This is a genomic window from Streptomyces fructofermentans (assembly GCF_014651055.1).
Classification (GTDB): domain Bacteria; phylum Actinomycetota; class Actinomycetes; order Streptomycetales; family Streptomycetaceae; genus Streptomyces; species Streptomyces fructofermentans.
Genome location: NZ_BMWD01000001.1, coordinates 709537 through 735387, shown reverse-complemented (window position 1 = coordinate 735387; position 25851 = coordinate 709537). Strand labels below are relative to the sequence as shown.

At 71.6% G+C, this 25851-nt stretch carries 25 protein-coding genes; 9 read left to right on the top strand and 16 right to left on the bottom strand.

Annotated features, from left to right (window positions below):
• Positions 1–46 precede the first annotated feature (46 nt).
• The 4 genes from IE265_RS03125 to IE265_RS03110 all read right to left on the bottom strand — a co-directional run bounded on the left by IE265_RS03125 (position 47) and on the right by IE265_RS03110 (position 4181).
• On the bottom strand, positions 47–1309 hold the full coding sequence (locus tag IE265_RS03125) for a hypothetical protein (protein WP_190033695.1): 1263 nt from the start codon (positions 1307–1309) through the stop codon (positions 47–49).
• Positions 1299–1844 (bottom strand): DUF6114 domain-containing protein, encoded by a 546-nt coding sequence (locus IE265_RS03120; protein ID WP_190033694.1) that lies wholly within the window; start codon positions 1842–1844, stop codon positions 1299–1301. Before IE265_RS03120 ends, IE265_RS03125 begins: the two co-directional genes overlap by 11 nt.
• Before the next feature lie 103 nt (positions 1845–1947).
• Positions 1948–2580, bottom strand: coding sequence for a DUF6230 family protein (locus tag IE265_RS03115; protein WP_190033693.1), 633 nt, complete (start codon positions 2578–2580; stop codon positions 1948–1950).
• A 620-nt stretch (positions 2581–3200) separates the two neighbouring features.
• Complete coding sequence (locus IE265_RS03110) at positions 3201–4181, bottom strand: tetratricopeptide repeat protein (RefSeq protein WP_190033692.1); 981 nt, start codon at positions 4179–4181, stop codon at positions 3201–3203.
• A gap of 252 nt (positions 4182–4433) precedes the next feature.
• Here IE265_RS03110 and IE265_RS03105 point away from each other — a divergent pair, with 252 nt between their 5' ends.
• Complete coding sequence (locus tag IE265_RS03105) at positions 4434–5087, top strand: TetR/AcrR family transcriptional regulator (protein WP_190033691.1); 654 nt, start codon at positions 4434–4436, stop codon at positions 5085–5087.
• A gap of 271 nt (positions 5088–5358) precedes the next feature.
• Here the strand turns inward: IE265_RS03105 and icmA are convergent, their stop codons facing one another.
• From icmA to IE265_RS03085, 4 genes are all read right to left on the bottom strand, one after another.
• A complete protein-coding gene (gene icmA / locus IE265_RS03100; protein WP_190033690.1) occupies positions 5359–7059 on the bottom strand; it encodes a coenzyme B12-dependent isobutyryl-CoA mutase large subunit in 1701 nt (566 codons plus the stop codon).
• 159 nt (positions 7060–7218) lie between these two features.
• A complete protein-coding gene (locus IE265_RS03095) occupies positions 7219–7557 on the bottom strand; it encodes a DUF3817 domain-containing protein (protein WP_190033689.1) in 339 nt (112 codons plus the stop codon).
• A gap of 96 nt (positions 7558–7653) precedes the next feature.
• Positions 7654–8163, bottom strand: coding sequence for a MarR family winged helix-turn-helix transcriptional regulator (locus IE265_RS03090; RefSeq protein WP_190033688.1), 510 nt, complete (start codon positions 8161–8163; stop codon positions 7654–7656).
• A 10-nt stretch (positions 8164–8173) separates the two neighbouring features.
• Entirely contained in the window at positions 8174–9469 is a 1296-nt protein-coding gene (locus tag IE265_RS03085) for an MFS transporter (RefSeq protein WP_229915979.1), read from the bottom strand.
• A gap of 238 nt (positions 9470–9707) precedes the next feature.
• Between IE265_RS03085 and IE265_RS03080 the strand changes: the two genes are divergently transcribed.
• Positions 9708–10691: an ArsR/SmtB family transcription factor gene (locus tag IE265_RS03080; RefSeq protein WP_190033686.1), complete on the top strand. Its 984-nt coding sequence runs from the start codon at positions 9708–9710 to the stop codon at positions 10689–10691.
• 346 nt (positions 10692–11037) lie between these two features.
• Positions 11038–12054, top strand: a complete 1017-nt coding sequence (locus tag IE265_RS03075) for a glycoside hydrolase family 6 protein (RefSeq protein WP_190033685.1) — start codon at positions 11038–11040, stop codon at positions 12052–12054.
• A 23-nt stretch (positions 12055–12077) separates the two neighbouring features.
• Here IE265_RS03075 and glxA read toward each other — a convergent pair whose 3' ends face one another.
• The 4 genes from glxA to IE265_RS03055 form a co-directional block, all read right to left on the bottom strand.
• Positions 12078–14033, bottom strand: a complete 1956-nt coding sequence (glxA, locus tag IE265_RS03070) for a radical copper oxidase GlxA (RefSeq protein ID WP_190033684.1) — start codon at positions 14031–14033, stop codon at positions 12078–12080.
• Positions 14034–14036: 3 nt separating this feature from the next.
• Complete coding sequence (locus IE265_RS03065; RefSeq protein ID WP_190033683.1) at positions 14037–15851, bottom strand: glycosyltransferase family 2 protein; 1815 nt, start codon at positions 15849–15851, stop codon at positions 14037–14039.
• A gap of 250 nt (positions 15852–16101) precedes the next feature.
• Complete coding sequence (locus IE265_RS03060; protein WP_190033682.1) at positions 16102–16401, bottom strand: MTH1187 family thiamine-binding protein; 300 nt, start codon at positions 16399–16401, stop codon at positions 16102–16104.
• Positions 16398–16742 carry a DUF3817 domain-containing protein gene (locus IE265_RS03055; RefSeq protein WP_190033681.1) on the bottom strand — a complete coding sequence of 115 codons (345 nt, stop codon included), beginning with the start codon at positions 16740–16742 and terminating at the stop codon, positions 16398–16400. The genes IE265_RS03060 and IE265_RS03055 overlap by 4 nt, the downstream gene beginning before the upstream one ends.
• A 197-nt stretch (positions 16743–16939) precedes the next feature.
• On the opposite strand from IE265_RS03055, the gene IE265_RS03050 reads away from it, so the two are divergent.
• The 4 genes from IE265_RS03050 to IE265_RS03035 all read left to right on the top strand — a co-directional run bounded on the left by IE265_RS03050 (position 16940) and on the right by IE265_RS03035 (position 19587).
• Entirely contained in the window at positions 16940–17572 is a 633-nt protein-coding gene (locus IE265_RS03050; protein WP_190033767.1) for an AIM24 family protein, read from the top strand.
• 1 nt (position 17573) lies between these two features.
• Positions 17574–18224: an AIM24 family protein gene (locus IE265_RS03045; RefSeq protein WP_190033680.1), complete on the top strand. Its 651-nt coding sequence runs from the start codon at positions 17574–17576 to the stop codon at positions 18222–18224.
• Entirely contained in the window at positions 18221–19018 is a 798-nt protein-coding gene (locus tag IE265_RS03040; RefSeq protein WP_190033679.1) for an AIM24 family protein, read from the top strand. The genes IE265_RS03045 and IE265_RS03040 overlap by 4 nt, the downstream gene beginning before the upstream one ends.
• A 92-nt stretch (positions 19019–19110) precedes the next feature.
• The gene (locus IE265_RS03035) at positions 19111–19587 is read left to right on the top strand and encodes a MarR family winged helix-turn-helix transcriptional regulator (protein WP_190033678.1); all 477 of its coding nucleotides are present in this window, start codon (positions 19111–19113) and stop codon (positions 19585–19587) included.
• A 26-nt stretch (positions 19588–19613) separates the two neighbouring features.
• On the opposite strand, the gene IE265_RS03030 is transcribed toward IE265_RS03035, so the two are convergent.
• On the bottom strand, positions 19614–21137 hold the full coding sequence (locus IE265_RS03030) for a sensor histidine kinase (protein ID WP_190033677.1): 1524 nt from the start codon (positions 21135–21137) through the stop codon (positions 19614–19616).
• Positions 21134–21796: a response regulator transcription factor gene (locus tag IE265_RS03025; protein WP_190033676.1), complete on the bottom strand. Its 663-nt coding sequence runs from the start codon at positions 21794–21796 to the stop codon at positions 21134–21136. Before IE265_RS03025 ends, IE265_RS03030 begins: the two co-directional genes overlap by 4 nt.
• Before the next feature lie 133 nt (positions 21797–21929).
• On the opposite strand from IE265_RS03025, the gene IE265_RS03020 reads away from it, so the two are divergent.
• Positions 21930–22631: a PepSY domain-containing protein gene (locus tag IE265_RS03020; protein ID WP_190033675.1), complete on the top strand. Its 702-nt coding sequence runs from the start codon at positions 21930–21932 to the stop codon at positions 22629–22631.
• A gap of 226 nt (positions 22632–22857) precedes the next feature.
• On the opposite strand, the gene meaB is transcribed toward IE265_RS03020, so the two are convergent.
• Both meaB and IE265_RS03010 read right to left on the bottom strand, forming a co-directional pair.
• Complete coding sequence (meaB, locus tag IE265_RS03015; protein WP_190033674.1) at positions 22858–23814, bottom strand: methylmalonyl Co-A mutase-associated GTPase MeaB; 957 nt, start codon at positions 23812–23814, stop codon at positions 22858–22860.
• Positions 23815–23857: 43 nt separating this feature from the next.
• Positions 23858–25060: an acetyl-CoA C-acetyltransferase gene (locus IE265_RS03010; protein ID WP_190033673.1), complete on the bottom strand. Its 1203-nt coding sequence runs from the start codon at positions 25058–25060 to the stop codon at positions 23858–23860.
• Positions 25061–25206: 146 nt separating this feature from the next.
• Between IE265_RS03010 and mce the strand changes: the two genes are divergently transcribed.
• Positions 25207–25647, top strand: a complete 441-nt coding sequence (mce, locus tag IE265_RS03005; RefSeq protein ID WP_190033672.1) for a methylmalonyl-CoA epimerase — start codon at positions 25207–25209, stop codon at positions 25645–25647.
• Positions 25648–25851: the final 204 nt, after the last annotated feature.

Genomic DNA, 25851 nt, shown 5'->3' with positions numbered 1-25851 from the left:
GGGCCTGCTGGGCCTGCGCGGCTCCCGGAGTCGCTCCGGGAGCCGTTCAGTCGGTCGTGTACTGGTGGAGACCCGGCACCGTGAGGTCGCCGCCGAACTGCCCGGCCTGCTTGATCTTCACCTTGGTGAAGTAGGCGATGGGCGTGTTGATGGGCGGCGGGTGCTCCGGGTCGAACGTCACCGGGATCAGCCCGAACAGGTTGCCCTGGAGGCTCTCGGTGTACATCGTCACCGTGCCGTTGCGGATCGTGGACGTGGAGCCCTTGGCCGCCTCGACGTGGTACGTCTTGCCGGACTGGGTGTCCTTGACCGACTGGTGCAGGTCGGCGATGTCCACTTTCTTGGCGGTGAACTTCAGGGCCTGCTTGACGGTGCCGTCGGCCGTGGTCACGTTCACCACGCCCTCGTAGTCGAGGCCTTCCAGCAGGAGCCCGCTGGACTCCAGGTACCAGGGCTCGACCGGCAGCGTGACCGGGGTGCTCTCGTCCTCGCCCGCGACCTTCTTCTCGACGACGCAGGGGAACGCCTCCTTGCCGTCGGCGTCCTTCGCCTCCTCCGTGGCGGAGGCGGACGGGCTCGGCGTGGCGGTGGCCTCGTCGGCCTCCTCCCCCGCCTTGTCCGCGGCGTCGTCGCCGGCCTTGTCGTCCGAGTCCCCGGGCTTGTCCGTCGTGTCTTCGGGCTTGTCTTCGGGCTTGTCGGCCGGCTCGTCCGCCGGGTCCTCGGCCGTCGGGGCCGACGTCGTCGGAGCGGGCGTGGGGGACGCCGTCTCCTTGTCGTCGGGCGTGAGGATGTCCTCGATCGCGTCGCCGATGCCCAGCGGGTCGAGCGGGTTCTCCGACTCCGACTCCGTGGGGGACGGGGTGGGTTCGGCGTTCTCGACCGGTGCCTTGGAGGCGGACGCGGAGGGTGTCGGTTCGGGCTTGTCGTCGGAACCTGAATCCGGCGAAGAGCCCGCGTCCGAACCGGTCGCGGTCGCCGAGGGGGTCGGCTCCGGCGTCGCGTCGGGGGTCTCGGAGGCGTCCGGGGACGCGGTGGGCGAGGGCGACTCCGACTCGGAGGCCTCGTCGGGCTGCGTCACGCACGGCCCGGCCTTGAACGGGTTCGTGACCCCGTCCTTGGCGTTGGCGAGCGTGGGCGTGAAGCCCATGCCCATGAGGATCGCGGTCGGCATCGAAGCGATGGCTATCGCCTTGCCCGCGGGCACGTGCAGCCTGGTGAAGAGCGGCTTCTTCGGCGCTGCGTGCCGCGGCCCCGTTCTTTCACGGGTCTCGCCCGCGAAGTCCGCGTATGGGACCTGGTCAGCCGGCACTGTGCCTCCCGTTCGCCCCGTTGGTCGGGCTCGTTCCTGACAGATCGTTCGGCTCGCTCGCTCCGTCGTCGACCGGGTCGGCCGCCTGCGGAACGTCTTCCTTGTCCGTACGGTCCGTCCCGGCGGGGACCGCCGCGGCTTCCTCGCCGGGCACCCACGCCACCGCCATCCCGCCGCCGATCATGGCGAACAGGAAGCCGATCAGGAAGCCGCCGAGGTTCGAGACGGGGATGGACACCAGCGCCAGCAGGATCGCCGCCGTACCGGCGAAGACCTTGACGTGCTTCTGGTACCAGAGGCTGATGCCGAGCACTCCGAGCAGCACGCCGATGATGAGCGAGCCGGCACCCGCGGTCGTCGCCATGGCGAGCGTGAGATGCCCGATCTGGAGATTCGCGTACGGGAAGTACGCGATCGGGAATCCACCGAGCAGGATGAACAGACCGGCCCAGAACGGCCGGCCACCCCGCCAGGCACGGAACCGCAGCCGCCAGTAAGTGAATTGACCGCGCGCGGCAGGAGTCTCGGCGCTCATGGAAAACAGCTCCCTGTACGGCGTTGCTGTGAGAGGTTCACGTACTACGAGAAGGGGATGGGCGGGTGAGGCAGCGCGGCTCCCTCACCCGCCCAGGGGGTGCTTAGTAGCACTCCTTGACACCCGCGGACAGCGACATCTTCAGGCCGCTGAGCTTGAAGGTGCCGGCAGTGGTCGCCCACGCCGTCTGCTTCACGTTGGTCAGCGTGGCCGAGTCGGCCTGCTGGGCGAAGCCGTAGGGGTTCGCCGTGTCACCCTTGGCGATACCCGGGCCCTTGCTGGCGTCCTTGGCGGCAACACCGATGTCGATGCCGCGGAAGACCGCGTCGGCCTGGAGCTCCTCGACGTCGATGTAGAGGTTCTCGGCCTCCACCGGCGTCGAGCCGCCGCCGGCCTTCAGCATGAGGCTGACGGAACCGAGCAGCGGGATGTCCGGGGTGACCACGGACTGACACATGTTCTTGATCGAGGCGGACTTGAAGGCCGACACCGCAACCGGGTGCATGGTCTTCTCACCCTTGAGGGTGTAGCCCTGGTCGATCGCTCCGTACTGGGCGAAGCCAGTACCGTCGAGCCGGTCCGCCGTCACCTTGAACGACTGGCCGGAGACGCTGAACGACGCGGCAAGAGCACCCTGAGCCAGGGCGACACCTATCGCGGCGGTCGCGGCCACGCTGGGCACCATGACGACCGCGAACCGCTTCCATCTGGTCCCGCCACGCACCTGGGACATCATATTTCCTCCTTCTCGGACGTACATCTCCGGCCCTGGCTGCCCCCAGACGGCGGCTCCACCGGGCAGGGATGGGAGAAGTGCTACGTCCTCGGGAAGGAGAGCGCCCGAACCCTGAGGTGCGAATCCGCACCCGAATCACCGGCGATCACCCCCGAGCGACAACCACTGGTCGCGCCTGAACACTTCACGCACAACCTGCCGGACAGGCTCCGCCGAGCGGCGAAGACCCCCCTGTCCAAGGGCCGGCTTCACTGCCGCCGTCCCTGCTCGGTGGGGACCCACACAACCCGCTGACCCGATTGGCTGTCGGGTGAGGGGAATGGACCGAGCGTCGCCGATCGTGGTGCATTCCGGCCGCCCGCACAAGGGGGTTCGTTACTGGCTAGTAACGGGGGGATAACCGAACAACGACCCGCCGGTATCGACCGGCAACTGAGGGTGGCGCCAAGGCGGGTGACAAAGTGATCGAACTTTGGACGGAATCCGACAGATCACCGCGCTCGACTTACTCCAAGTAACAGCGGCCGCGTTTACCAAGATTTGGTAAAGCGCGGCCGCAGAGTCGCTCTGTCGCCAATTTATTCACCCGGGCACCACGGGCCCCGGCGTTTAACGACTGGTCAGAACAGGGCCCTGGCCAGGGCCCTGCGTGCGGCCGTCACGCGCGGATCGTCCGCTCCGACCACCTCGAAGAGCTCCAGCAGTCGCACCCGTGCCGCGTCCCGGTCGTCGCCCGCGGTGCGCGCCACGGCGTCCACGAGCCGGCCGAAAGCGTCCTCGACATGCCCGCCCACCAGGTCGAGGTCGGCCGCGGCGATCTGCGCCGCCACGTCGCCGGGTCGGTCGGCGGCGTCCTTGCGCACCTGCTGCGGGTCGGCGCCCTGCACCCGCTGGAGCAACTCGGCCTGGCCGAGACCAAGCTTGGCCTCCGTGTTGCCCGGGTCGTCGCTCAGCACGTTGCGGTACGCCTGCACGGCACCGCCCAGGTCGCCCGCGTCCAGCGCCTGCACGGCGGCTTCGAGCAGCGCGTCGTACGGGCCCGCCGGCACCTGGGGCTCGGCCTGCCCCTCCTCGGCGTCGGCGCTCCCGTCGACCGTCAGGCCCGTGAGGCCGAAGCGCTGCTCGGCGACCTGCACGAGCTGGTCCAGGGTGTCCCGGATCTGCGCCTCGGGAGCGACTCCCTGGAAGAGCGGCAGGGCCTGGCCGGCCACCACCGCGAACACCGCCGGGATCCCCTGGACCCCGAACTGCTGCATCAGCATCTGATTCGCGTCGACATCGATCTTCGCGAGGACGAACCGGCCGTTGTACTCGACCGCGAGGCGCTCCAGGAGCGGGCTGAGCTGCTTGCACGGCTCGCACCACTCGGCCCAGAAGTCGATGACGACGGGCACCTCGGTGGAGCGCTGGAGGACGTCGCGCTCGAAACCCGCTTCGTCCGCGTCGATGACGAGGCCGGAGGGCGACACCGCGGCGACGGCGCCGCCGCCCTTCCGCGCCGCTTCGGCGCGCGCCTGCTCCGCCTTCGCCTTGGCCTCCTGGGCCGCCTTCACCGCGGCGAGGTCGACGACTCCGCTCATGGACATGTTCCGTGGCTGCATGCGCCTATCCTCCCCCCTCCGCGCGCCTGTGTGAAAAGCGTTGTGAAAGCCGGTCCCGTCAGTTCGTCCCGGCGCCCGGTCCCCACCTGGCGCCCGCGTGGTTGTCGCTCGTTCCACGGTGCCCGCCCATACGCTTTCGCTACGAGTCGTAGCGTAACTCCCGGGCGGGGGTCGCGGGAGGCCTCCTCCGGTGAACTTCCGGTGATCTCCCTCACCAGGCCGCCGCCCGTGCGCCCGGATAGGGTCGCCGACATGCACAGACCCGCTTCCGCCCCCCGTACGGGACGCCCCCGCAGCGTCGCTGCCGACGCGGCGATCCTGGCGGCGACCCGGGCGGCCCTGGTCGAACTGGGTTGGTCCAAGCTCACGTTGGGGGACGTGGCGACGCGCGCCGGGGTGGCCAAGACGACCCTCTACCGCCGCTGGGCGGGCAAGAACGAACTGGTGGTCGACGCGGTGGCGGCGCTCTTCGACGAGCTGGAACTGCCCGACCGGGGCAGCCTGGCCGCCGACATCGAGGGCGTGGTGCTCCAGTTCGCCGCGATCCTGGCCCGGCCCGAGGCGAAGAGCGGGCTGATGGCCGTGCTGGCCGAGTCGACGCGGGACGACGCGCTGCGGGAACGCATCCGCGCGTCCGTCGTCGACCGGCAGAAGCGCCTCGTCCTGGAGGGGCGCACGCGCGCGCAGGCCCGCGGCGAGCTGCCCGCGGAGGAGGACCCCGGGTCGGCCGCCCGTACCGCGGACCTGATCTTCGACGTGGTGGCGGGCGCCGTGGTGCACCGCACCCTGGTGAGCGCGGAGCCGGTGGACCTCGAGTGGGCCCGGGGCTTCACCAGGGTCCTGCTGCTCGGACTCGCGGGAGCGGCGGCGGCCCAGAACGGACCCCCGGGCGAACTCCCCGGGTGAGCCGCGTCGGGAGCCGCTGCCGGAAGCCCGCGGAGCCGCGCCCCGGGGAGGCCCGGGCGGCCCCGTACGGGCCCTGCGGGGGAACCTCCCGGACGGAAGGCCCGGCGGCCTCCTGCACCCCTGCGGGGAACCCTCCGGACGGGAAGGCCCCGCAACCACGCCCGTGACGACCCCCGTACGCGCGAGAGCCCCGCCCGGGGGTCGTCACGGGCGGGGCTCCGCGCAGGGGCCGTGGCCCGCGGCGGGACGGGGGCGGCACGGACCGCGCGGCCTAGAAGCCGGCCGGCTCCGTGTACACCCCCCACTCGTCCCGCAGCACGCCGCAGATCTCGCCCAGGGTCGCCTCGGCCCGCACCGCGTCCAGCATCGGGCCGATCATGTTCGAGCCGTCGCGCGCGGCCGCGAGCATCGCGGCCAGCGCGCTCGTCACCGCCGCGTCGTCGCGGGCCGTCCTGCGTTCGCCGAGCGAGCGCACCTGCTCCCGCTCGACCTCGTGGCTGACCCGCAGGATCTCCAGGTCCCCGGTGACGGAGCCGTGGTGGACGTTGACGCCCACGACCCGCTTGTCGCCCTTCTCCAGGGCCTGCTGGTACTGGAACGCGGACTCGGCGATCTCCCCGGTGAACCAGCCGTCCTCGATCCCGCGCAGGATGCCCGAGGTGATCGGCCCGATGGGGTGCACACCGTCGGGGTGCGCCCGCAGCCCGCGCTCCTTGATCTGCTCGAAGATCCGCTCCGCGTCGGCCTCGATCCGGTCCGTGAGCTGCTCGACGTACCAGGAACCGCCCAGCGGGTCGGCCACGTTGACGACGCCGATCTCCTCCATCAGCACCTGCTGCGTGCGCAGGGCGATCTCCGCCGCCTGCTCCGACGGCAGCGCGAGGGTCTCGTCCAGGGCGTTGGTGTGCAGCGAGTTGGTCCCGCCGAGCACCGCGGCGAGCGCCTCGACCGCGGTCCGTACGACGTTGTTGTACGGCTGCTGGGCGGTCAGCGAGACGCCCGCGGTCTGCGTGTGGAAGCGCAGCCACTGCGCCTTGTCCGTCCGGGCGCCGTACACGTCGCGCATCCAGCGGGCCCAGATCCTGCGCGCCGCGCGGAACTTGGCGATCTCCTCGAAGAAGTCGAGGTGCGCGTCGAAGAAGAAGGAGAGGCCGGGGGCGAAGACATCCACGTCCAGGCCGCGGGACATGCCGAGTTCCACGTAGCCGAACCCGTCGGCCAGCGTGTACGCCAGCTCCTGCGCGGCCGTCGAGCCGGCCTCGCGGATGTGGTAGCCGGACACCGAGAGGGGCTTGTACGCGGGGATGCCGGTCGCGCAGTGCTCCATCAGGTCGCCGATGAGGCGCAGGTGCGGCTCGGGCTGGAAGAGCCACTCCTTCTGGGCGATGTACTCCTTGAAGATGTCCGTCTGGAGCGTGCCGTTGAGCGCGGCCGGGTCGACGCCCTGCCGCTCCGCGGCGACCAGGTACATGCAGAAGACCGGGACGGCCGGGCCGCTGATCGTCATGGACGTGGTCACGTCGCCCAGCGGGATGTCCTGGAACAGGACCTCCATGTCGGCGGCGGAGTCGATGGCGACCCCGCAGTGCCCGACCTCGCCCAGCGCGCGCGGGTCGTCGGAGTCGCGCCCCATCAGCGTCGGCATGTCGAACGCCACGGAGAGCCCGCCGCCGCCGTTGGCGAGGATCGTCTTGTAGCGCTCGTTGGTCTGCTCGGCGTTGCCGAAGCCGGCGAACTGCCGGATGGTCCACGTCCGCCCCCGGTAGCCCGTGGCGTGGAGCCCGCGCGTGTAGGGGTACTCGCCGGGCCAGCCGATGCGCTCGAACCCCTCGTACGCGTCCCCGGGCCGGGGCCCGTACACCGGCTCCACGGGGTCACCGGAGAGCGTGGTGAAATCGGCCTCGCGCTTGCGCGAGGCGTCGTAGCGGGCCTGCCAGCGTCGGCGGCCTTCCTCGATGGCTTCTGCGTCCATGCCGTCGAATTTACTAGGACGTCCTAGTAAATGTCGATGGGAGACCGCCACGGATCACTCCCGTGGCGGTATCGGCGCCGTCGTGCGCGCGGGGGACGGCAGGGACGCCGCGGTCCCGATGGACGCCGCGGACGCCGCGGTCGCCGCGGTCGCCGTGCGTCAGGCCTTGGCCACGGCGGCGGGGCCGTCCACGACCCCGGCCTCCAGCTCCCGGGTGACCTTGCGCTCCACGAAGAAGGCGGCCGTGGGGATCGTGCCCGCGAGCAGCACCCACACCTGCTTGCCGACCGGCCACTTCGCCTTGGAGCCCAGGTCGAAGGCGAAGACCAGGTAGAGGACGTACAGCCAGCCGTGCGCGATGCCGACGACGCGCGTGAAGTCGGCGGCGCCGTCGAGGTCCGTGAGGTACTTGGCGATCACGCCGAGGGTCAGCAGGACCAGCAGGACACCGGTGACGAAGGCCATGACGCGGTAGCGGGTCAGCACGCTCTTTTTCATGGCACCGAGCGTATCCGCCGGTCCGGGGCGATCTTCCGGCGCCCCGGCCCCGTCGCCCCGCCCCGCGGCGGCCCGCCGGCTCCTCGCCGGACCGGCCTACTCCGCGTCGAAGTCGTTCGCCGCCACCCGCAGCGGCCGCAGCATGGCGAAGATCTCCCGGCACTCCTCGGCGTCGTAGGCGCCGAGTCCGAAGTCCATCGCCATCAGGTCGCGCGTGGCGGCGTCGCACGCCTCGCGGCCCTTGTCGGTGATGGAGGCGAGCGTGCCGCGCCCGTCGTTGGGGTTGGGGCGCTTGTCGACGAGCCCGGACCGCACGAGCCGGTCCACCGTGTTCGTCACCGAGGTCGGGTGGACCATCAGGCGCTCACCGATCTTGGACATGGGCAGCTCGCCCGCCTTGGAGAAGGTGAGCAGCACCAGGGCCTCGTAACGCGCGAAGGTCAGCTCGTACGGCTTGACGACCGCGTCGACCTCCGCGAGCAGGATCTGGTGGGCGCGCATGATCGAGGTGATCGCGGCCATGGAGGGCACGGACCCCCAGCGCTGCTTCCAGTGCTCGTCGGCACGGGCGATGGGATCGAAGGCAAGACTGAGCGGCTTCGGCACGGCAAAGACCCTACCGGCCGGTCATATGGTGGTCAGCCCCCGTCTCGCGCCTCGGTACCGGACCGCGCTCCGCCGCCCGCCCCTCGCGTCCCGTCCGCCCGACCTCCAGCGCCAGGAGGGCGCAGCACACGGTCCCCGCGACCCCGATCCCGCCGACCACCGTGCTGACGGGCCAGAACTCCGCGGCGGCCCCGGCCAGCGCCATGCCCACCCCCTGGATCGTCATCAGTCCCGCCGTGTGCACGGTCATGGCCCGGCCCCGCAGCTCCTCGGGCACCGCGTCCACGAACCAGCGGTCGAGACCGAGGGTGTACGCGCCCGCCGACCCGGCCAGCAGGAGCGCGAGCAGGATCCAGCCGAGGCCCGGACCGAACGGGTAGACGAGCAGCGGGAGCAGGCCGCAGCACGCGAGCGGCAGCACGATGCGGGAGCGGGCCGCGGGCGACAGCGCCGCGCCGGCGTACAGCTCCCCCGCGATCGTCCCGACCGGCATCGCGCACATCAGCAGTCCCACCCAGGCCGTGCCGACGCCGATCTCGTCGGCGTACGCGGCAGCGAGGGCCTCGGGCGCGACGACGAACATCGGCGGCACCCACAGGAGCAGCAGCAGCGCCCTGATCCGCCGGTGCGCGAGGACCTGCCGCGCCCCGGAGAGCGAGTACCTCACGAGCGAGGCGCCGCCGGCCCGGGCGGGCCTGCGGCGGGTCCCGAAGCGCAGCAGCAGCGCCGAGGCGAGGAAGGTGGCCACGGTGACGACGAGCGCGCCGCGCGGCGGTACGAACGTGAGGAGCACACCGCCGAGCCCGAAGCCCACGAGCACGGCGCTCTGCGACACGATGCGCAGCAGCGAGCGGCCGAGCACGAACAGGTCGCCGTCGCCGAGGATCTCGGTGAGCGTCGCCATCCGCGTCCCGCCGAACACGGGCGAGACGGCCGCGATGACGCAGCGCAGCGCCAGCAGCAGGGCCACCGGTGCCATCGGCAGCGCCATGAGGGCCGCGCACCCGGCGCACACCAGGTCGCACACGACGAGCACGCGCCGGGCGGGGAAGCGGTCCGCGACCCCGGAGAGCAGGGTCCCGCCGATCAGGTAGGGCAGGAAGCCCAGCGCGAACGCCAGCGCGCTGAGCAGGGGCGAACCGGTCAGCCGGTAGACGAGCACGGTCAGCGAGATCTCGGCGACGACGACCCCGAGCAGGGAGAGGGCGTGGGCGGCGAAGACGGCCCGGAACTCGCGTACGGCGAAGACGGGCCGGTAGCCGGTGGGACCCGACGCGGTCCCGGACGGTGTGGGGTGTGCGGACATGGGCCCCACCCTGACGGCGGCCTCCGCCGATCCGTAAAGTTTCGGCGGAGGCCGAATCATCGGCCGGCCCCGGCACCACGCCCGACCCGGCACGCGGTCCGGGCCGGCGTCCGGCACGCGGTCCGGGGCGGGGGTCGGCACGCGGTCCGGGGCGGGGGTCGGCACGCGGTCCGGGGCGGGGGTCGGCACGCGGTCCGGGGCGGGGGTCGGGAACAGGGACAGGAAGGGGGGAGCCGCCGTGCCGCTGCGTCTGCACTTCGGTGAGGAGGACCTGCTCCACTGCCGCTTCGCGCTCTCGCCGCTGTGGGAGACCCACGAGGCCGTGCGCACCCTGCGGCGGCCCGAGCGGCAGGGCTACCACTCGCCCTGGCTGCGCCGCACCCGCGCGGCGGCGGTCTGCCTGGACCTGGAGTCCCTGTGGCTGCTCATGCCGCGGCACGGCAACAGCCCGGACTGGCTGATGCCGCCCGCGATCGGACCGGCGGCGACCTTCGAGGCGGAGATCGGGGCGGTCCGCGCGACGGACCCGCGCGTCGCCCGGACCGAGATGGCGCGCTCCCTCGCGGACACCCCCGGCGCCGCGGACTCGGAGCGAGGCCGGGCCATGCTCGCCGACCCGGCCCGCGCGGTGCGTGAACTGTCGGACACCTTGGAGGCCGCCTGGCACGCCCTGGTCGAGCCGGACTGGCCGCGGCTGCGAGCCCTCCTGGAGGCCGACGTCCTCTTCCACTCGCGCCGGCTCGCCGAGGTGGGCCTGCGCGGACTCCTGCCCGAACTGGACCGCCGGTTCGCCTGGGAGTCGGGCACGCTCACGGTCGACGCGAACGGCGAGCACGTACGCGAACTCGGCGGCCAGGGTCTGGTGCTGATGCCGAGCGCCTTCTCCTGGCCGGACGTGGTCAGCGGCTTCGACCCGCCGTGGCAGCCGACGGTCGTCTACCCGGCGCGCGGCATCGGCGGCCTGTGGGCAGAGCCGTCCGACCGCACCCCCGAGGCCCTGGTCCGCGTCCTCGGCCGCGGCCGGGCCGCGGTGCTCGCCTCGCTCGGCGAACCCGCCACCACGACGTCCCTGGCGCACCGCCTCGGCCTCGCGCCCTCGTCGGTCTCCGCCCATCTGTCGGCACTGCGCGACGCCGGCCTGCTCGTCTCGCGCCGGTACGGCCACCAGGTGCTGTACGAGCGCACGCCGCTGGGCATCGCGCTGGCCTCGGGCGGCATCTGACGACCCGTTGCACCCGACGGGCCCGGAAGGCCCGTGGGCGGAACAACCCGGGGCGACGCGAGGGGACGGGTACCTGCCGCCGGGTCGGGGGTGACCGGGACGGGACCGGGGCCGACCCGGAGGAGGACCCGCGGCCGGAACGGAGCGTGACTGCCCCGAGGCCGGACCGGGTGGCCTTCCCGTCGCCCGGGCGGGGCCGAGCAGGCCTGAAAGGCCACGTGGCCAAGGGGCGCAGGGCCCCGGGGGCCGCACGGCGGCGACCGGTGTCGCACCCGGGTCCCCCGACCCCGCTGTGCGACGATGACCGGATTCCGTAACCGACCGTCACCTTCGTCCAGGGGGCAGGATGTTCCGGCCGACCCGTATCCGGACCCTCGCGGCACTCGCCGCGCTCGGAGTCGTCACGGGCTGCTCGTCCCCGTCCGACGCCGGCGGGAGCGCCGCGGTCCGGGAGACGACGGCGCGGCCGGTGCCCCCCGCCGCCGGGTCCCCGTTCTGGATCGACCCGTCGAGCCCCGCCGCCCGGCAGGTCCGCGTGTGGGAGAAGGAGGGGCGCGAACAGGACGCCCGGCTGCTGAGGCGGATCGCCGACCGGCCCGCGGCGCTCTGGCCGCCCGGCGACGACCCCGAGCCGAGGATCAGGGCCGCCACCGCGGCCGCGGCCCGGGAGGGCCGTACCGCCGTCTTCGTCGCGTACGACATCCCGCACCGCGACTGCGGGCAGCACTCGGCGGGCGGGGCGCCGGACGCCCCCGCCTACCTGGACTGGATCGAGGGCTTCGCACGGGCCGTCGGCGACAGCGACGCCCTGGTCGTGCTGGAGCCCGACGCGGTCGCGCACATGGCGGACGGCTGCACCCCGGCCGAGTACCACGCCGAGCGCGAGCACCTGCTCTCCGAGGCGATCCTCAGGCTGAAACTGCAGCCGAACACGAAGGTGTACCTGGACGCGGGGAACCCGGACTGGATCGACGAGCCCGGCAGGCTCGTCGAACCGCTGCGGCGCGCGGGCGTGGCGAACGCCGACGGCTTCGCCCTGAACGTCTCCAACTTCCAGACGGACGAGGTCACCACGGAGTACGGCCGCCGGCTCTCGCGGGAGCTCGGCGGACTGCACTTCGTCGTGGACACCAGCCGCAACGGCAACGGGCCGCTGCGCGGCGACCGCTCGCAGACCTGGTGCAACCCGCCGGGCCGGGCGCTCGGCACCCCGCCGACCACGGACACCGGCGACCCGCTCGTGGACGCCTTCCTGTGGATCAAGCGGCCCGGGGAGTCGGACGGGCAGTGCCGCGGCGGTCCGGCGGCCGGGCAGTGGTGGGCGGAGTACGCCCTCGGCCTCGCCCGCAACTCCCGGGCCTGACGCCCCCGCCGCCGCGGGAGGAGTCACTTGACCTGGACCCACTTCGCCTCGGACGGCGTGCCCTGCGCGTCGGTCACGAAGAGCATGTACCAGCCGGGCGGCACCAGCGTCCGGTCGGAGGGCACGTCCACGGTCACCGAGTCCTTCGTCCGCGTCAGCCCCAGCGCGATGGACCGCTGCTCGACGTCCGTGCTGTGCGTGACCGCGCTGGGCCGCATCAGCCGGGCGTTGACCACCCGCTCGGGGTGCCGGGTGGCGAAGGTCGCGCGGCCCTCCCCGTCGACCTCCTGCGGCCCGTCGCCGAGCACGGGGCGCTTCCCGCCGTTCCTGTGCAGGGCCGGCGGGGTGTAGATCTCCATGCGCTGCTCGAAGTGGCCGAGCTTGGTGTTCTGCTGGTCGTCGAAGAGCGGGTCCGAGCCGAACGTGGCGACCCGGCCGTCGGGCAGCAGCAGCGCCTCGGAGTGGTAGTTGCGGCCCACCCGCGGCGCGGCCGCCGACCGGAACGTGTTCGACTTCGGGTCGTAGAACTGGGCCTTGAGGATGTTGCTGGCGCTGCGCCCCCGGTAGTCCTCGGCGCCGTTCGAGGTGAACACCGAGTCGTCCGGCATGATCACGCTGTTCAGGTAGCGGGTGCCCTGCGGGAGGTCGGGGCCGTCCTCGAAGGCCGGGTCGCCCTTGCGGAGGTCGACCACGGCGGTCCGCGAGGTCGACCTCGCGGACTCGCCGACGCCCCCGCCGCCGAGGATCATCACCTTCTGGTCCTGGGCGGGCGGCAGCAGCACCGAGGAGGAGGTCTCCGTCTGGTCTGTGTCCCTCAGGCCGGGCACCCTCTCGAACGAGTTGGTCCTCGGGTCCCACAGGCCCGGCTCGCGCCCCAGCCAGGCCGGCCCGTAACCGGCGTTCGAGGCCGGGTAGAAGAGCTTGCCGCCCTTGGTGAGGAAGAGCGCCGGGTAGGTCGGGAAGTAGCGCCTGGGGCCCGGTGTCCACTTCTTGGTCCTCGGGTCGTAGATCTCGTTGTCGCCCGGGTCGATCACGCCGACGTCGTCGAGCCCGGAGACGGCGAGCACCCGCCCGTCCTGCAGGCCGACGAGTGTCGGGTACCAGCGGGCCTTGTCCATCGGGCCGACCGGCAGGTACTTCTCGGCCGTCGGGTCGAACTCGTAGGCCGCCCTGATCCCCTGGAAGTCCTGCTTGTCCATGGTGATCTTCTCGGAGAGGCCGTACGTGTTGTCCGCCGCCTTGCCCTTCAGGCCGACGATCTCGTACTGGGCCTGCTTGTCGGTGACCGCCCCCTCGCCCTTCTCCGCCGCCTCGACGAAGACGCGGGCCTCGCTCGCGACGACCTTCGTCCTCCAGGGCCGCATCACGCCGGCACCGTCGTACGTGATCTTCTGCGTGCGCTTGGCCTTGGGGACGGTGACGTCGAACCTGCTGACGTACTCCGTCCCGGACGGCGAGCGGAAGCGGGTGCCCTTCTTGAGGACGACCGGCTTGTCGGGGTTCTCGTTCTTCACCCTCATGCCTCCGCCGGCCCGCTCGACCTCGCCGTCGAGCAGTTCGTAGCGGGCCGTGCCGCCCGCCACGAGCAGTCTGCCGCTGGGGAGCTGGGCGTGCCCGGAGCAGAAGAAGTCGTCCGGGGTGGGGATCCGCTTGAACGTGTCGTTCCCCGGGTCCCACAGGACGGTGTCGAACGAGCCCTCGTCGAACTTCTTCTGCTCGTTGCCCGAGCCCGCGACGATCAGCACCTTGCCCGTGTGCAGGAGCGCCGCGTGGATGGCGTTGGTGCGGAACTCCTCGGGGATGCCCAACTGCTTCCAGGAGCCGTACCGGGCCTGGTAGCCGGGCTGGGCGATCTTGTACTCGTGGTACTCCTCCGAGACGAAGCCGATCGCGGCGGGGGCGTTGAGCCCGGCGAGCACCGCGACGCCGCCGATGCCGAGCAGCGTCTTCCTGGTCTTCTTCGAGGGCCGGTGGGCCATGGGCTAGTTGCCTCCTGTCGTGCCGCTGGGGACCGTCCCGCCCGGCAGCGTGCCGCCGGGTACCGTGCCGCCCGTCCCGACCGCGAGCGCGGACTGCGGCTCGCCGTCCGCCGCCCTGACGTCCGGGACCGCGCTCCGCGGGACCCGGCGGTCGCGCACACCCGTGCCGAGCCACACGGCGACCGGGGCGAGGGAGATCAGGAGCGCGAGGAGGGCCCAGGTGCGCATGGCCGCGTGGGTGTGGTCGAGGAAGAACGAGGCGATGAGCGCCACCGCCAGGACTCCCGCCCAGAAGAGGTGGATCCGGAAGGTCAGCAGCCGGTCCGAGCTGGTGTCGCCCCCCTTGGGGGTGACGACGAAGCGGCTGGGGCGGCGCAGCAGCGCCGCGCCGAAGGACTTGAGGTAGATCGGCGCGGAGAGGGCGGACATCGCCATGCCGGCGAGACCGCCGGACCCCTCGGGCTCGTGCGGCGACACGTTGTGCCGCCGGTTCCAGAGGTAGAGGCCGATCTGCAGCGCGGCGGCGTCGCTGTAGAGCATCAGCCACACGGACGCGCTGACCTGGGTGCCGGAGGCGCCGAAGCACAGGAACAGGACGCAGCTCAGGATGCCCAGCAGCCAGTTGACGGCCGTCATCGGGTAGTAGACGAGCATCAGCGTGTACGAGAAGAACCGGCCCGGCGGCATCGTGAACGGGGCCTTCCAGTACTGCTTGAACAGCGTCTCGTACGTTCCGCGGGACCAGCGCGTCTGCTGGGTGAAGAAGTCGGTCCAGGACACGGGTCCCTCGCCGACGGCCAGGACGTCCGGGGTGTAGACGGACTGCCAGTGGCGTCCGGTCACCGGGTTCCTGCGCCGGTGCAGTTCGAAGCCCGTGGCCATGTCCTCGGTGATGGAGTCGCAGAGTCCGCCGATCTGCTGGACGGCGGCGATGCGTACGACGTTGTTGGTGCCGACGAACATGGGGGCGCGGTAGCGGTTGCCGGCGCGCTGGATCAGGGCGTGGAAGAGGAACTGCTGGGACTCGGCGGCCTTGGTGACGGGGGCGGTGTAGTTGCCGTACACCTGCGGGCCGACGACGAAGGCCACGTCCGGGTCGCGGAAGTAGCCCAGCATCCGTTCCAGGAACTCGGGCAGCGGTACGTGGTCCGTGTCCACGGAGGCGAAGAACTCGTAGGCTCCGCCGTGCATCGCGATCCACGCGTTGTAGTTGCCGTGCTTCGTGCGGGCCTTGTGGACGCCTTTGGCCCGGTTCCACTCGGGGACGCCGCGGCGCGTGAAGTGGCCCACGCCGAGTTCCGCGCACATGGCTCTGGCCTGCTCGTCGTCCCCCTCGTCCAGGAGCCACACGTCGACGGGGCCGGCGTGGGTGACGCGGACGGCGCCTTCGAGGGTGGCCCGGACCATCGCGAGCGGTTCCTTGCCCGGGACGTACGTGGTGAGGAACGCGACGCGCGTCCCCTGCTCCGGGAAGACGGGCACGGGGTCCCTGGCGACCATGGTGGCGTGGGAGATCGACGCCACGTTGACGAGCATGAACAGCTCGATCAGCCCGATCGATATGAGCATCGCGACGTCCAGCGCGACCAGCCAGTCCGTGCCGCCCTCACGGGCCACCCAGTGGGTGGGCCACACCAGGTAGACGAGGAGCAGACCGGTGAGGAGGGGGGCGAGCGTCATGAGGAGGACGGCTCGTATTCGGTGCGGTTCGAGGGCGAGGAGCTTGGTGTACTGCACCCGGTAGGGAGAGCCGGACGGCTCCGTGAGCGGTCCGGCGAGTCTGCTGTGGGTGTCGTAGTCGTAGCCCTCCGGCCGCACAGCGCCCTCCAGGGTTCGGTCCAGTGATCGAACGAGCCGATACCCACACGAAAAGCGCATTTGCCCGGCCTGTCGAACCGAACGGGTCCAGGAGAGTGGACCCCCGCGGCCAACACCCCCTCAGGGGCGCGGGGAACCGCGCGAACGTCCACAACGGACCCCCGGACACACGAAACCCCGAGGCACGACACCCCGGGGCACGCGACCCGCAACGGCGGACGGGGACGGAAGCTCCCGCCAAGGGCCCCGCCTAGCCCTCCGCCCCCAGATGCCGCTCGACCGTGGCGACCTTGGACGACAGCCCGTCGACGACCCCGGGCCGGATGTCCGCCTTGAGGACGAGCGACACCCGGGGCGCCCTCGCCTCCACCACGGCCACGGCCCGCCTGACGACGGCCATCACCTCGTCCCACTCGCCCTCGACGGACGTGAACATCGCGTCCGTACGGTTCGGCAGCCCCGACTCCCGCACGACCCGGACGGCGTCGGCGACGTACTCCCCCACGTCCTCACCGACACCCAGCGGGGTCACGGAGAAGGCGACGATCATGCGCCCACCACCCCTTCCTTGCGGGCACGGGACGCGATGACCGCGCTCTCGGCCTCGCGCTTGAGCATCCGCTCGGCGAAGAAGCCGCCCGTCGGCAGCACGGAGAGGGCGAAGTAGAGGGCCGCGGCCTTCAGGTCCCACCTCGCGCGGTTCCAGGCGTCGGCCCAGAAGACCACGTAGAGGATGAAGAGGATGGCGTGGACCCAGCCCATCACGGGCACCGCGTTGAACTCCGTCGTCCGCTTCAGCACCGACGACACGAGCAGCAGAAGGAACGAGACGGCCTCCGGCGCGGAGACGAGACGGAGGCGGCGGAGGGCGGAGGCGGTCTTGATGTCCACGGGTCACCTTCGGTGGAGAACGGTCGGGAGTGGCTCGGAGGGAACAGCCGCTTTGTGAACGCAAGCACAAGCGATTTCCCATTGAAGCATCCGGCGGCGGCCTCCCGGGCGGCGGGTCTCGGGGTGGCGTCCGGGGTCGGATCCTCCCGGAGGACCTGTCGGCGGATGCCCCCGGCGGCTACCGTCGCAGCGTGGCGATGTTCCGACTCCAAGGCAGCAAGGTGCTGGCCGTCGACATGACCGGGGACGCCGTGAAGGCGAAGAACGGCTCCATGGTCGCGTACGACGGCCGGATGGACTTCAAGAAGCTCACCGGCGGCGGCGAGGGGATCCGCGGCATGGTGACGCGCCGGATCACCGGGGAGCAGATGACCCTCATGGAGGTGAAGGGGCACGGGACGTGCTGGTTCGCGGACCGGGCCAGTGAGATCAATCTCGTGGACCTCCGCGGCGACAAGCTCTTCGTCGAGTCGAGCAACCTGCTCGCGACGGACTCGGGCCTGCGCACGGGCACCTCGTTCACCGGCCTGCGCGGCGCCTCCCAGGGCAACGGGCTCTTCACAACGACGGTCGAGGGCCACGGCCAGGCGGCGATCATGTCCGAGGGCCCCGCGGTGGTGCTGCGGGTCAGCGGCCAGTACCCGCTGACGGTCGACCCGGGCGCGTACGTCGCGCACCAGGGGAACCTGCGGCAGTCGTTCCAGTCCGGTGTGACGTTCCGCACCTTCCTGGGCGAGGGCGGCGGCGAGGCCTTCCAGATCCGCTTCGAGGGCGACGGGATCGTCTACGTGCAGCCCAGTGAGCGCAATTCGATCGCGGGAGACGTGTGAGATGCCGTTCCGTGAGGTCAATTCCAAGATGATCGAGGCGACGGTGCTGCCGGGCGCCCGGCTGTTCAGCCAGCGCGGCGCGATGCTCGCGTACAAGGGCGAGGTCTCCTTCACCCCCAACATGCAGGGCGGCCAGGGCGGGCTGATGTCGATGATCGGCCGCCGGGTCGCGGACGAGGCGACGCCCCTGATGACCGTGGAGGGCTCCGGCACGGTCCTGTTCGGGCACGGCGGCCACCACATCCAGGTGATCAACCTCACGGGCGACACCTTGTACGTGGAGGCGGACCGGCTGCTCGCCTTCGACGGCACGCTGGAGCAGGGGACGATGTTCATGGGCTCGCAGGGCGGGGTCATGGGCATGGTCCGCGGGCAGGTCACCGGGCAGGGCCTGTTCACCACGACCCTCAAGGGCCACGGCGCCGTGGCCGTCATGGCGCACGGCGGGGTCGTCGAGATCCCGATCACCCCGCAGCGCCCGGTGCACGTCGACCCCCAGGCGTACGTCGCCCACCACGGGGACGTGCGCAACAAACTGTCCGCCGCGCTCGGTCTGCGCGACCTGGTGGGCCGCGGCTCGGGCGAGGCCTTCCAGCTCGAACTGAGCGGCCACGGAGCGGTGTACGTCCAGGCGTCGGAGGAGAAGCTGTGACCACCCACCCGGGCGCGGGCCCCGTCGTGCACGACCCGACCACCCTGCCCGTCGACGACAACGTCAACGCGTACACCTTCTGCGTGGAACTCAGGGGAAGCGAGTGGTTCCTGCAGAAGGGCAAGATGATCGCCTACTACGGCTCGATGGACTTCAACGGCATCGGGCACGGCCGTCTCGACCGTCTCGTGCGGACCTCGTTCCATTCGCCGTTGCACGCGAGCGACTGGGTGGTGGCCTCGGGCACGGGCAGGATGCTCCTCGCCGACCGGGCGTTCGATGTGAATTCGTACGACCTGGACAAGGGCAACCTGACCATTCGCTCGGGCAACCTCCTCGCTTTTCAGCCAACTCTCGCGCTCAAGCAGTCGATCGTGCCCGGCTTCCTGACCCTGATCGGGACCGGCACCTTCGTGGCCGCGTCGAACGGTCCCGTGGTGTTCATGGAACCGCCGATCCGGGTCGACCCGCAGGCGCTCGTGGGCTGGGCCGACTGCCCCTCGCCGTGCCACCACTACGACCACGGCTACATGACCGGCGTGATGGGCGGTCTACGTGCGCTTACGGGCCTCGGCGGGGCCTCCGGCGAGGAGCACCAGTTCGAGTTCGTGGGGGCCGGTACGGTGCTCCTCCAGTCCAGCGAGGCACTGATGGCGGAGCAGCCGGCGGGCACGGTCCCGCACCAGCCCGGGGTGCCCGGCGGAGGCGGGGCACCCGGCCACGGACCGGGGCAAGGCGGCACACCGCGTCTTCCCGGACAGCTGGGGGACCTCCAGCGTCGCTTCGGGCTGTGAGCGGTAGTCTGCGGAGTGTGACGTCGAACGTGTGCGCGCCGTCACGCCACCCTCACTAGTTCGCCTTTCAACATCTTAGGTAGAATTCATTCATGGAGACCGAGACGGCCACGCGCTGGCTGACCGATGCGGAGCAGTGCGCCTGGCGCACCCACCTGGAGGTCAACAGGCTGTTGACGTACCAGCTCGAACGGGACCTCCAGCCGTTCGGACTGACGATGAACGACTACGAGATCCTGGTGAACCTCTCCGAGTCGGAGGGCGTGCGGATGCGGATGAGCGACCTCGCCTCCGCCACCCTCCAGTCCAAGAGCAGGCTCTCGCACCAGATCACCCGCATGGAGAACGCGGACCTGGTCCGGCGGGAGAACTGCGAGTCCGACCGCCGCGGGCTGTACGCGGTTCTCACGGACCACGGCCTCGAAACCATGCGGAAGGTCTCGCCGCACCACGTCTCCTCGGTTCGGCGGCACTTCATCGACCTGCTGCGGCCCGAGGCCCTGGAAGAGCTCCACAAGTCCCTGACCCCGATCGCGGAGCACCTGCGGGGGCAGCGGGGGCGTCCGTAGCGCGACCGGCCCCGGCGGGCCGGCGCTCAGGCGGAGGGCAGGCGGAGTTCGAACAGGGCTCCGCCCGCCGCCGCCTCCCGCACGGTGAGCGAACCACCGTGCCCGACCGCCACGTCCCGCGCGATGGCCAGGCCCAGGCCGGCCCCGCCGTCGTCACGCGTCCGGGCCTCATCGAGCCGTACGAAGCGCTCGAAGACCCGCTCGCGCTCCCCGGCGGGCACACCCGCCCCGTCGTCGGCGACCTCGACGACCGCCCAGCGCCCCTCCCGCCGCACGGTCACGGCGACCGACGTACGCGTGTGCCGCTGGGCGTTGTCGAGCAGATTGCCCAGCACCCGCGCCAGTTGGCCGCGCGAGCCGGCAACCGGGACGCTCTCCGCGTCGACGGACACCGGCACCCGGTCCCCACCTCGCTGGGCGGCCTCCGCCCGGACCAGCGCGGCCAGGTCGAAACGCGCGTCCGCGGGCCTCTCCCCCGCGTCCAGTCGCGCGAGCAGCAGCAGGTCTGCGGCCAGCCGCTGCAGCCGTACGGTGTCCTCCACCGCCCCGTCCACATCGAGCAGTCCGGGGTGCGCGGCCCCCACTTCGAGCTGCGTGCGCAGGGAGGCGATGGGGCTGCGCAGTTCGTGCGAGGCGTCGGCCACGAAACGCCGCTGCCGCTCCACGGAGTGCTCCAGCGCGGCAAGCGTCTCGTTGGTCGTGCGCGCCAGCATCGCGACCTCGTCGTGGGTGTCCGGGACGGGCACCCGCCGCGTGAGGTCCTCGGACGCGGTGATCGCGGCCATCTCCCGGCGGATGCCCTCGACGGGGCGCAGCGCCCTGCGGGTGACGAGCCAGGTCACCAGGGCCACCACGGCCAGGAGCAGGGGGAACCCGATCAGCATCACGGTCAGCGCGGTGCTGACGGCCTCCTGCTCCGCGGTCAGCGGAGCGCCCGCGTGGACGGTGAGCGTCCCCCTGCCGTCGACCTCCACCGGGACGGTGGCGAAGCGGTAGTCGGCCGTCTCGCCGTCGACCGTGGCCGATCCGTCGCCGAAGGACGCGTCGCCGATCTCGCCCACTTCGAGGGAGTCGTCGTCCGACTCCTCGGGCTCCTCGGGCTCGTCGCGGTCCCCGGCGTCGTCGCGGTCCCCGGCGTCGTCGCGCTCCTCCGGGGCCTCCCGCTCCCCCGGTCCTCCGGTCCCGCCCTTCTGCCGGCCGTCCGCCGCGTCGGCCCCTACGGGTGCCGGGGCCTGCGGCTTCACCCGCGCGACACCGGTGCCGCTGATCCGCTCCAGGTCCTCGGTGACCGCGACCAGCCGGCCGGCGCCGTCGACGACCTGCACGGGCTGGTCCTCGTCGTCCAGGGAGAGGTCCGCGTATCCGCGCCCTGCGGCGAGTTCGGCCGCCACCTCCCGCGCGGTGCGCTCCGCCTGGGTGCCCGCCTGTCCGCTCAGGTTCGACCACAGCGACAGCAGGACGGCCGCGCCCGCCGCCGCGAGCGCCACGGCGACGACGACACTCGCGCCGAGCGTGGCCCTGGCCCGTACGGACCCGAGGAAGCGGCTCATCGGGCCTCCAGGCGGTAACCCGCGCCGCGTACGGTCCTGATCAGCGCGGCTCCGAGCTTGCGGCGCAGCGTGCTGACGTAGACCTCGACGATGTTGGGGTCCCCCTCGTACGCGAAGTCCCAGACGTGCTCCAGGATCTCGCCCTTGGACACGACCTCGCCGGGCCGCACCACGAGCTGTTCGAGGACCGCGAACTCCTTGGCCGTGAGGGCGATCTCCTCGTCGGCCCGGAACACGCGCCGGGCCGCCGTGTCCACCCGCAGGTCGCCGAGCACGTGCACGGGCGAGGCCCCCGAGGTGCCGCGCCGCCTCAGCAGCGCCTTGACCCTGGCCACCAGCACGACGTACGAGAACGGCTTCGTCAGGTAGTCGTCCGCCCCGGTGTCGAGGCCCTCGGCCTCGTCGTACTCGCCGTCCTTGGCGGTGAGCATCAGGATCGGCACGTCGTGCCCCGCGGCGCGCAGCGCCCCGCACACCCGGTAGCCGTTCATGCCGGGCAGCATGATGTCGAGGACGACGAGGTCGTACGAGCCCTCGCCGGCCCTGTGCAGGCCCTCGAGTCCGTCGTGGACCACGTCGACCGCGTACCCCTCGGCCGTCAGGCCCTTGGCGAGCGACAGGGCGAGCCGCTTCTCGTCCTCCACGATCAACAGGCGCATGCGTCAAGACTCCCAAACCGAAGCTGAAGAACCCTTCAGGCCGCTTCAGGCTGCCTTCAGCGTCGTTCCGCGAGATTGGTCCACGTCGAACCACGACGGACGAAGCCGAAGCAGACCATCCCGGAGGAACACCATGAAGCGGAACATCGTCATCGCCACCATCGCGGCGGCGGCTCTCGTCGGGGGCGGGACCGCGACGGCACTCGCGGTCACGGGTGACGACGACGCGGGGGTGAAGCAGTCGAGCGTACGGGTCGCGGACGACGACCGGACGGACGACCGCGACGACCGCGACGGCGACGGCACCGACCGCGCCGAGGACCGCGACGGGACCGACGACCGGGCCGAGAACGCCGCCGAGGCGAAGGCCGCGAAGGTGACCGCGGCGGACGCGATCACGGCGGCACTCAAGAGCGTCCGGGGCACGGCGGTCTCCGCCGAGCTCGACGACGAGGGCTCCAGCCTCGTGTGGGACGTGGACGTGCTGACCCAGGGCGGGAACCGGCACAGTGTCCAGGTCGACCCGGGGAACGGCAAGGTGCTGGGATCGCACGCCGACACCGCCGACGACGCCGACGACGCCGCCGACGACTCCCGGGCGCGGGCCGCGTTGAAGGACGCGTCCGTCACCGCCGCGGAGGCCGCGGAGGCCGCCGCCGCGAAGGGCACGGTCGTCTCCGTCGACCTCGACGACGACCGCGCCGCAGGGTGGGAGGCCGAGACGACCGGGGCCGACGGCACCGAGCGCGACTGGACGGTGGACCTGAGGACCGCGAAGGTGACGGCGGACGCCTCGGCACCCGACACCGACACCGACACCGACACCGACGACTGACGGCCCACGCCTCACGGCTGACGCCCGACGGCCCACGGCCCGACGGCACAACGGCACAACGGCACAACGGCACAACGGCACAACGGCTGAATGCCACCGGGTCCAGGCTCCCGGGCCCGGCAGGCGTACGACGATCCGCTCCCGCCGTCCGGGAGCGGATCGTCGTACGCCTGCCGGGGTGGCGACGCCTGCCGGGGTGGCGCGGCCGGACCCGGACCGCCGGGCCTCAGCCCCGGGTCAGCCCGGCCACGAGCTCGTCGGCGGCCCGGTAGGGGTCGAGTTCGCCCGCGGTGATCCGTTCGGCCAGGGCGCTCAGCCGACGGTCCCCGTGGAGGTCGCCGATCCGCTCCCGCAGGGCCGTGACCGCGATGGTCTCGACCTCGTGCGAGGCACGGGCGAGCCGCCGCTCGGCGAGCACCCCGCGCTCCTCCATCCAGGCGCGGTGCTTCTCCAGGGCCTCCACGACCTCGTCGATGCCCTCGCCGCGTGCGGCGACCGTCTTCACGATCGGCGGCCGCCAGTCGCCGGCGCCCCGGGACTCGCCGAGCCCCAGCATGTGGTTCAGCTCGCGCGCGGTCGCGTCCGCGCCGTCGCGGTCGGCCTTGTTGACCACGTACACGTCGCCGATCTCCAGGATTCCGGCCTTGGCCGCCTGGATCCCGTCACCCATGCCCGGCGCGAGCAGCACCACCGAGGTGTCCGCCTGCGAGGCGATCTCGACCTCGGACTGCCCGACGCCCACGGTCTCGACCAGCACGACGTCGCAGCCGGCCGCGTCCAGGACGCGGATGGCCTGCGGAGCCGACCAGGCGAGCCCGCCCAGGTGGCCCCGGGTCGCCATCGACCGGATGTAGACGCCGGGGTCGGAGGCGTGCTCCGACATCCGGACCCGGTCACCGAGCAGCGCCCCGCCGGAGAACGGCGAGGAGGGGTCGACGGCGAGCACCCCGACCCGCTTCCCCTGCCGCCGGTAGGCGGACACGAGCGCCGACGTCGACGTCGACTTGCCGACTCCGGGCGACCCCGTGAGCCCCACGACGTACGCGTTCCCCGCGAGCGGGGCCAGCGCGGCCATGACCTCGCGGAGCTGCTCGGACGCCCCCTCCACCAGGGAGATCAGCCGGGCCACGGCACGCGGCCGGCCTTCCCTGGCCTGGGCCACCAGCGAGGCGACGTCCTGCATCACGACTCCGTTCACTCGTTCTTGTGCGTGGGGAAAAAGGGTGTCAGGCCCTGGGGACCCGCAGGATCAGCGCGTCGCCCTGCCCGCCGCCGCCGCACAGTGCGGCGGCGCCCACCCCGCCGCCCCGGCGCTTCAGCTCCAGCGCGAGGTGCAGCACGAGCCGCGCGCCGGACATGCCGATCGGGTGGCCGAGGGCGATGGCGCCGCCGTTGACGTTCACCTTTTCCGTGGTGACGCCGAGGTCGTTCATCGACTGGACGGCGACGGCGGCGAAGGCCTCGTTGATCTCGATCAGGTCAAGATCCTCGACGCCGATGCCCTCCTTCTTCAGCGCGTGCTGGATCGCGTTCGACGGCTGCGACTGCAAAGAGTTGTCCGGTCCGGCGACGTTCCCGTGGGCGCCGATCTCGGCGATCCACTCCAGTCCGAGCTCCTGCGCCTTGGCCTTGCTCATGACGACCACGGCGGCCGCGCCGTCGGAGATCTGCGAGGCGGAGCCGGCGGTGATGGTGCCGTCCTTCGCGAACGCGGGCCGCAGCTTGCCGAGCGACTCGGCGGTCGTCTCGGCGCGGATGCCCTCGTCCTTGCTGAGGACGACGGCGTCGCCGCGCCGCTGCGGAATCTCCACGGGCGTGATCTCGGCCTCGAAGACGCCGTTCTTCTGCGCGGCGGCCGCCCGCTGGTGCGACAGGGCGGAGAACTCGTCCTGCTCGGGCCGCCGGATGCCGAGCCGCGTGTTGTGCTTCTCGGTGGACTCGCCCATGGCGATGTTCTCGAACGCGTCGGTGAGACCGTCGTACGCCATGGCGTCGAGCATCTCGATCGCGCCGTACTTGTAGCCCTCCCGGGACTTGGGGAGCAGGTGCGGCGCGTTGGTCATGGACTCCTGGCCACCGGCGACGACGATGTCGAACTCACCCGCGCGGATGAGCTGGTCCGCGAGGGCGATGGCGTCCAGGCCCGACAGGCAGACCTTGTTGATCGTGAGCGCCGGGACGCTCATCGGGATGCCGGCCTTGACCGCGGCCTGGCGGGCCGGGATCTGCCCCGCCCCGGCCTGCAGGACCTGGCCCATGATCACGTACTGCACCTGGTCGCCGCCGATCCCCGCACGGTCGAGGGCGGCCTTGATCGCGAAACCACCGAGGTCGGCTCCGGAGAATGACTTCAGTGAGCCGAGCAGCCGTCCCATCGGGGTGCGTGCACCCGCGACGACGACGGAGGTGGTGCTGTTCGTTCCAGACATGAGGAGCGATCCCCTTCCAGCTTGCACAGCTGAGGAGTGAACGAGGGTTTACTCGAATGTACTGAGCGGTACGCCGGCAGTCATCCGGCGCGGAGTGTGATCGCGCGCACGTTGCGTAACCACGTCGGGAGCGCTGCACTGACACCATGCTGACGCGAATCGACCACATCGGGATCGCCTGTTTCGACCTCGACGCCACCGTCGAGTTCTACCGGGCCACGTACGGCTTCGAGGTGCACCACTCCGAGGTCAACGAGGAGCAGGGCGTGCGGGAGGCCATGCTCAGGATCAACGGGACCTCCGACGGCGGCGCCTCCTACCTCCAGCTCCTGGAGCCCACCCGCGAGGACTCCGCCGTCGGGAAGTGGCTGGCGAAGAACGGCGAGGGCGTGCATCACATCGCCTTCGGCACGGCGGACGTCGACGGGGACGCGGCCGACATCCGGGAGAAGGGCGTACGGGTGCTGTACGACGAGCCGCGCACGGGTTCGATGGGCTCCCGGATCACGTTCCTGCACCCGAAGGATTGCCACGGTGTCCTGACAGAACTGGTCACTTCGGCACCCGTTGAGTCACCTGAGCACTGACCTCCGTATATCTGGGCCGGTAGGGTTGGGCACGGCCGTCGCCTCTTCGGGGCGGTCCGGGTCCTCTTCGTCAGGATCCGAGGGCCGGGGTCCAGGTTTCGGGGGACGAGCGTCGGGGCAGCACCCCGTGCTCCGCCGTTGATCTGACACCATTCCCCGGGGGCCCCGTCCGGCGGATGGACGGTGCTCGTTTGGAGAGACTTG

Excerpts from the sequence above, each read along its gene's own strand:
- IE265_RS03050 (WP_190033767.1), top strand. The coding sequence starts at position 16,940 with ATGTTCCGACTCCAAGGCAGCAAGGTGCTGGCCGTCGACATGACCGGG.
- IE265_RS03110 (WP_190033692.1), bottom strand. The coding sequence starts at position 4,181 with ATGCAGCCACGGAACATGTCCATGAGCGGAGTCGTCGACCTCGCCGCG.
- IE265_RS03010 (WP_190033673.1), bottom strand. The coding sequence starts at position 25,060 with ATGTCTGGAACGAACAGCACCACCTCCGTCGTCGTCGCGGGTGCACGC.
- IE265_RS03035 (WP_190033678.1), top strand. The coding sequence starts at position 19,111 with ATGGAGACCGAGACGGCCACGCGCTGGCTGACCGATGCGGAGCAGTGC.
- IE265_RS03095 (WP_190033689.1), bottom strand. The coding sequence starts at position 7,557 with ATGAAAAAGAGCGTGCTGACCCGCTACCGCGTCATGGCCTTCGTCACC.
- IE265_RS03120 (WP_190033694.1), bottom strand. The coding sequence starts at position 1,844 with ATGAGCGCCGAGACTCCTGCCGCGCGCGGTCAATTCACTTACTGGCGG.
- IE265_RS03085 (WP_229915979.1), bottom strand. The coding sequence starts at position 9,469 with ATGTCCGCACACCCCACACCGTCCGGGACCGCGTCGGGTCCCACCGGC.
- icmA (WP_190033690.1), bottom strand. The coding sequence starts at position 7,059 with ATGGACGCAGAAGCCATCGAGGAAGGCCGCCGACGCTGGCAGGCCCGC.
- IE265_RS03020 (WP_190033675.1), top strand. The coding sequence starts at position 21,930 with ATGAAGCGGAACATCGTCATCGCCACCATCGCGGCGGCGGCTCTCGTC.
- glxA (WP_190033684.1), bottom strand. The coding sequence starts at position 14,033 with ATGGCCCACCGGCCCTCGAAGAAGACCAGGAAGACGCTGCTCGGCATC.
- IE265_RS03105 (WP_190033691.1), top strand. The coding sequence starts at position 4,434 with ATGCACAGACCCGCTTCCGCCCCCCGTACGGGACGCCCCCGCAGCGTC.
- IE265_RS03025 (WP_190033676.1), bottom strand. The coding sequence starts at position 21,796 with ATGCGCCTGTTGATCGTGGAGGACGAGAAGCGGCTCGCCCTGTCGCTC.
- IE265_RS03075 (WP_190033685.1), top strand. The coding sequence starts at position 11,038 with ATGTTCCGGCCGACCCGTATCCGGACCCTCGCGGCACTCGCCGCGCTC.
- IE265_RS03045 (WP_190033680.1), top strand. The coding sequence starts at position 17,574 with ATGCCGTTCCGTGAGGTCAATTCCAAGATGATCGAGGCGACGGTGCTG.
- IE265_RS03115 (WP_190033693.1), bottom strand. The coding sequence starts at position 2,580 with ATGATGTCCCAGGTGCGTGGCGGGACCAGATGGAAGCGGTTCGCGGTC.
- mce (WP_190033672.1), top strand. The coding sequence starts at position 25,207 with ATGCTGACGCGAATCGACCACATCGGGATCGCCTGTTTCGACCTCGAC.
- meaB (WP_190033674.1), bottom strand. The coding sequence starts at position 23,814 with ATGCAGGACGTCGCCTCGCTGGTGGCCCAGGCCAGGGAAGGCCGGCCG.
- IE265_RS03060 (WP_190033682.1), bottom strand. The coding sequence starts at position 16,401 with ATGATCGTCGCCTTCTCCGTGACCCCGCTGGGTGTCGGTGAGGACGTG.
- IE265_RS03030 (WP_190033677.1), bottom strand. The coding sequence starts at position 21,137 with ATGAGCCGCTTCCTCGGGTCCGTACGGGCCAGGGCCACGCTCGGCGCG.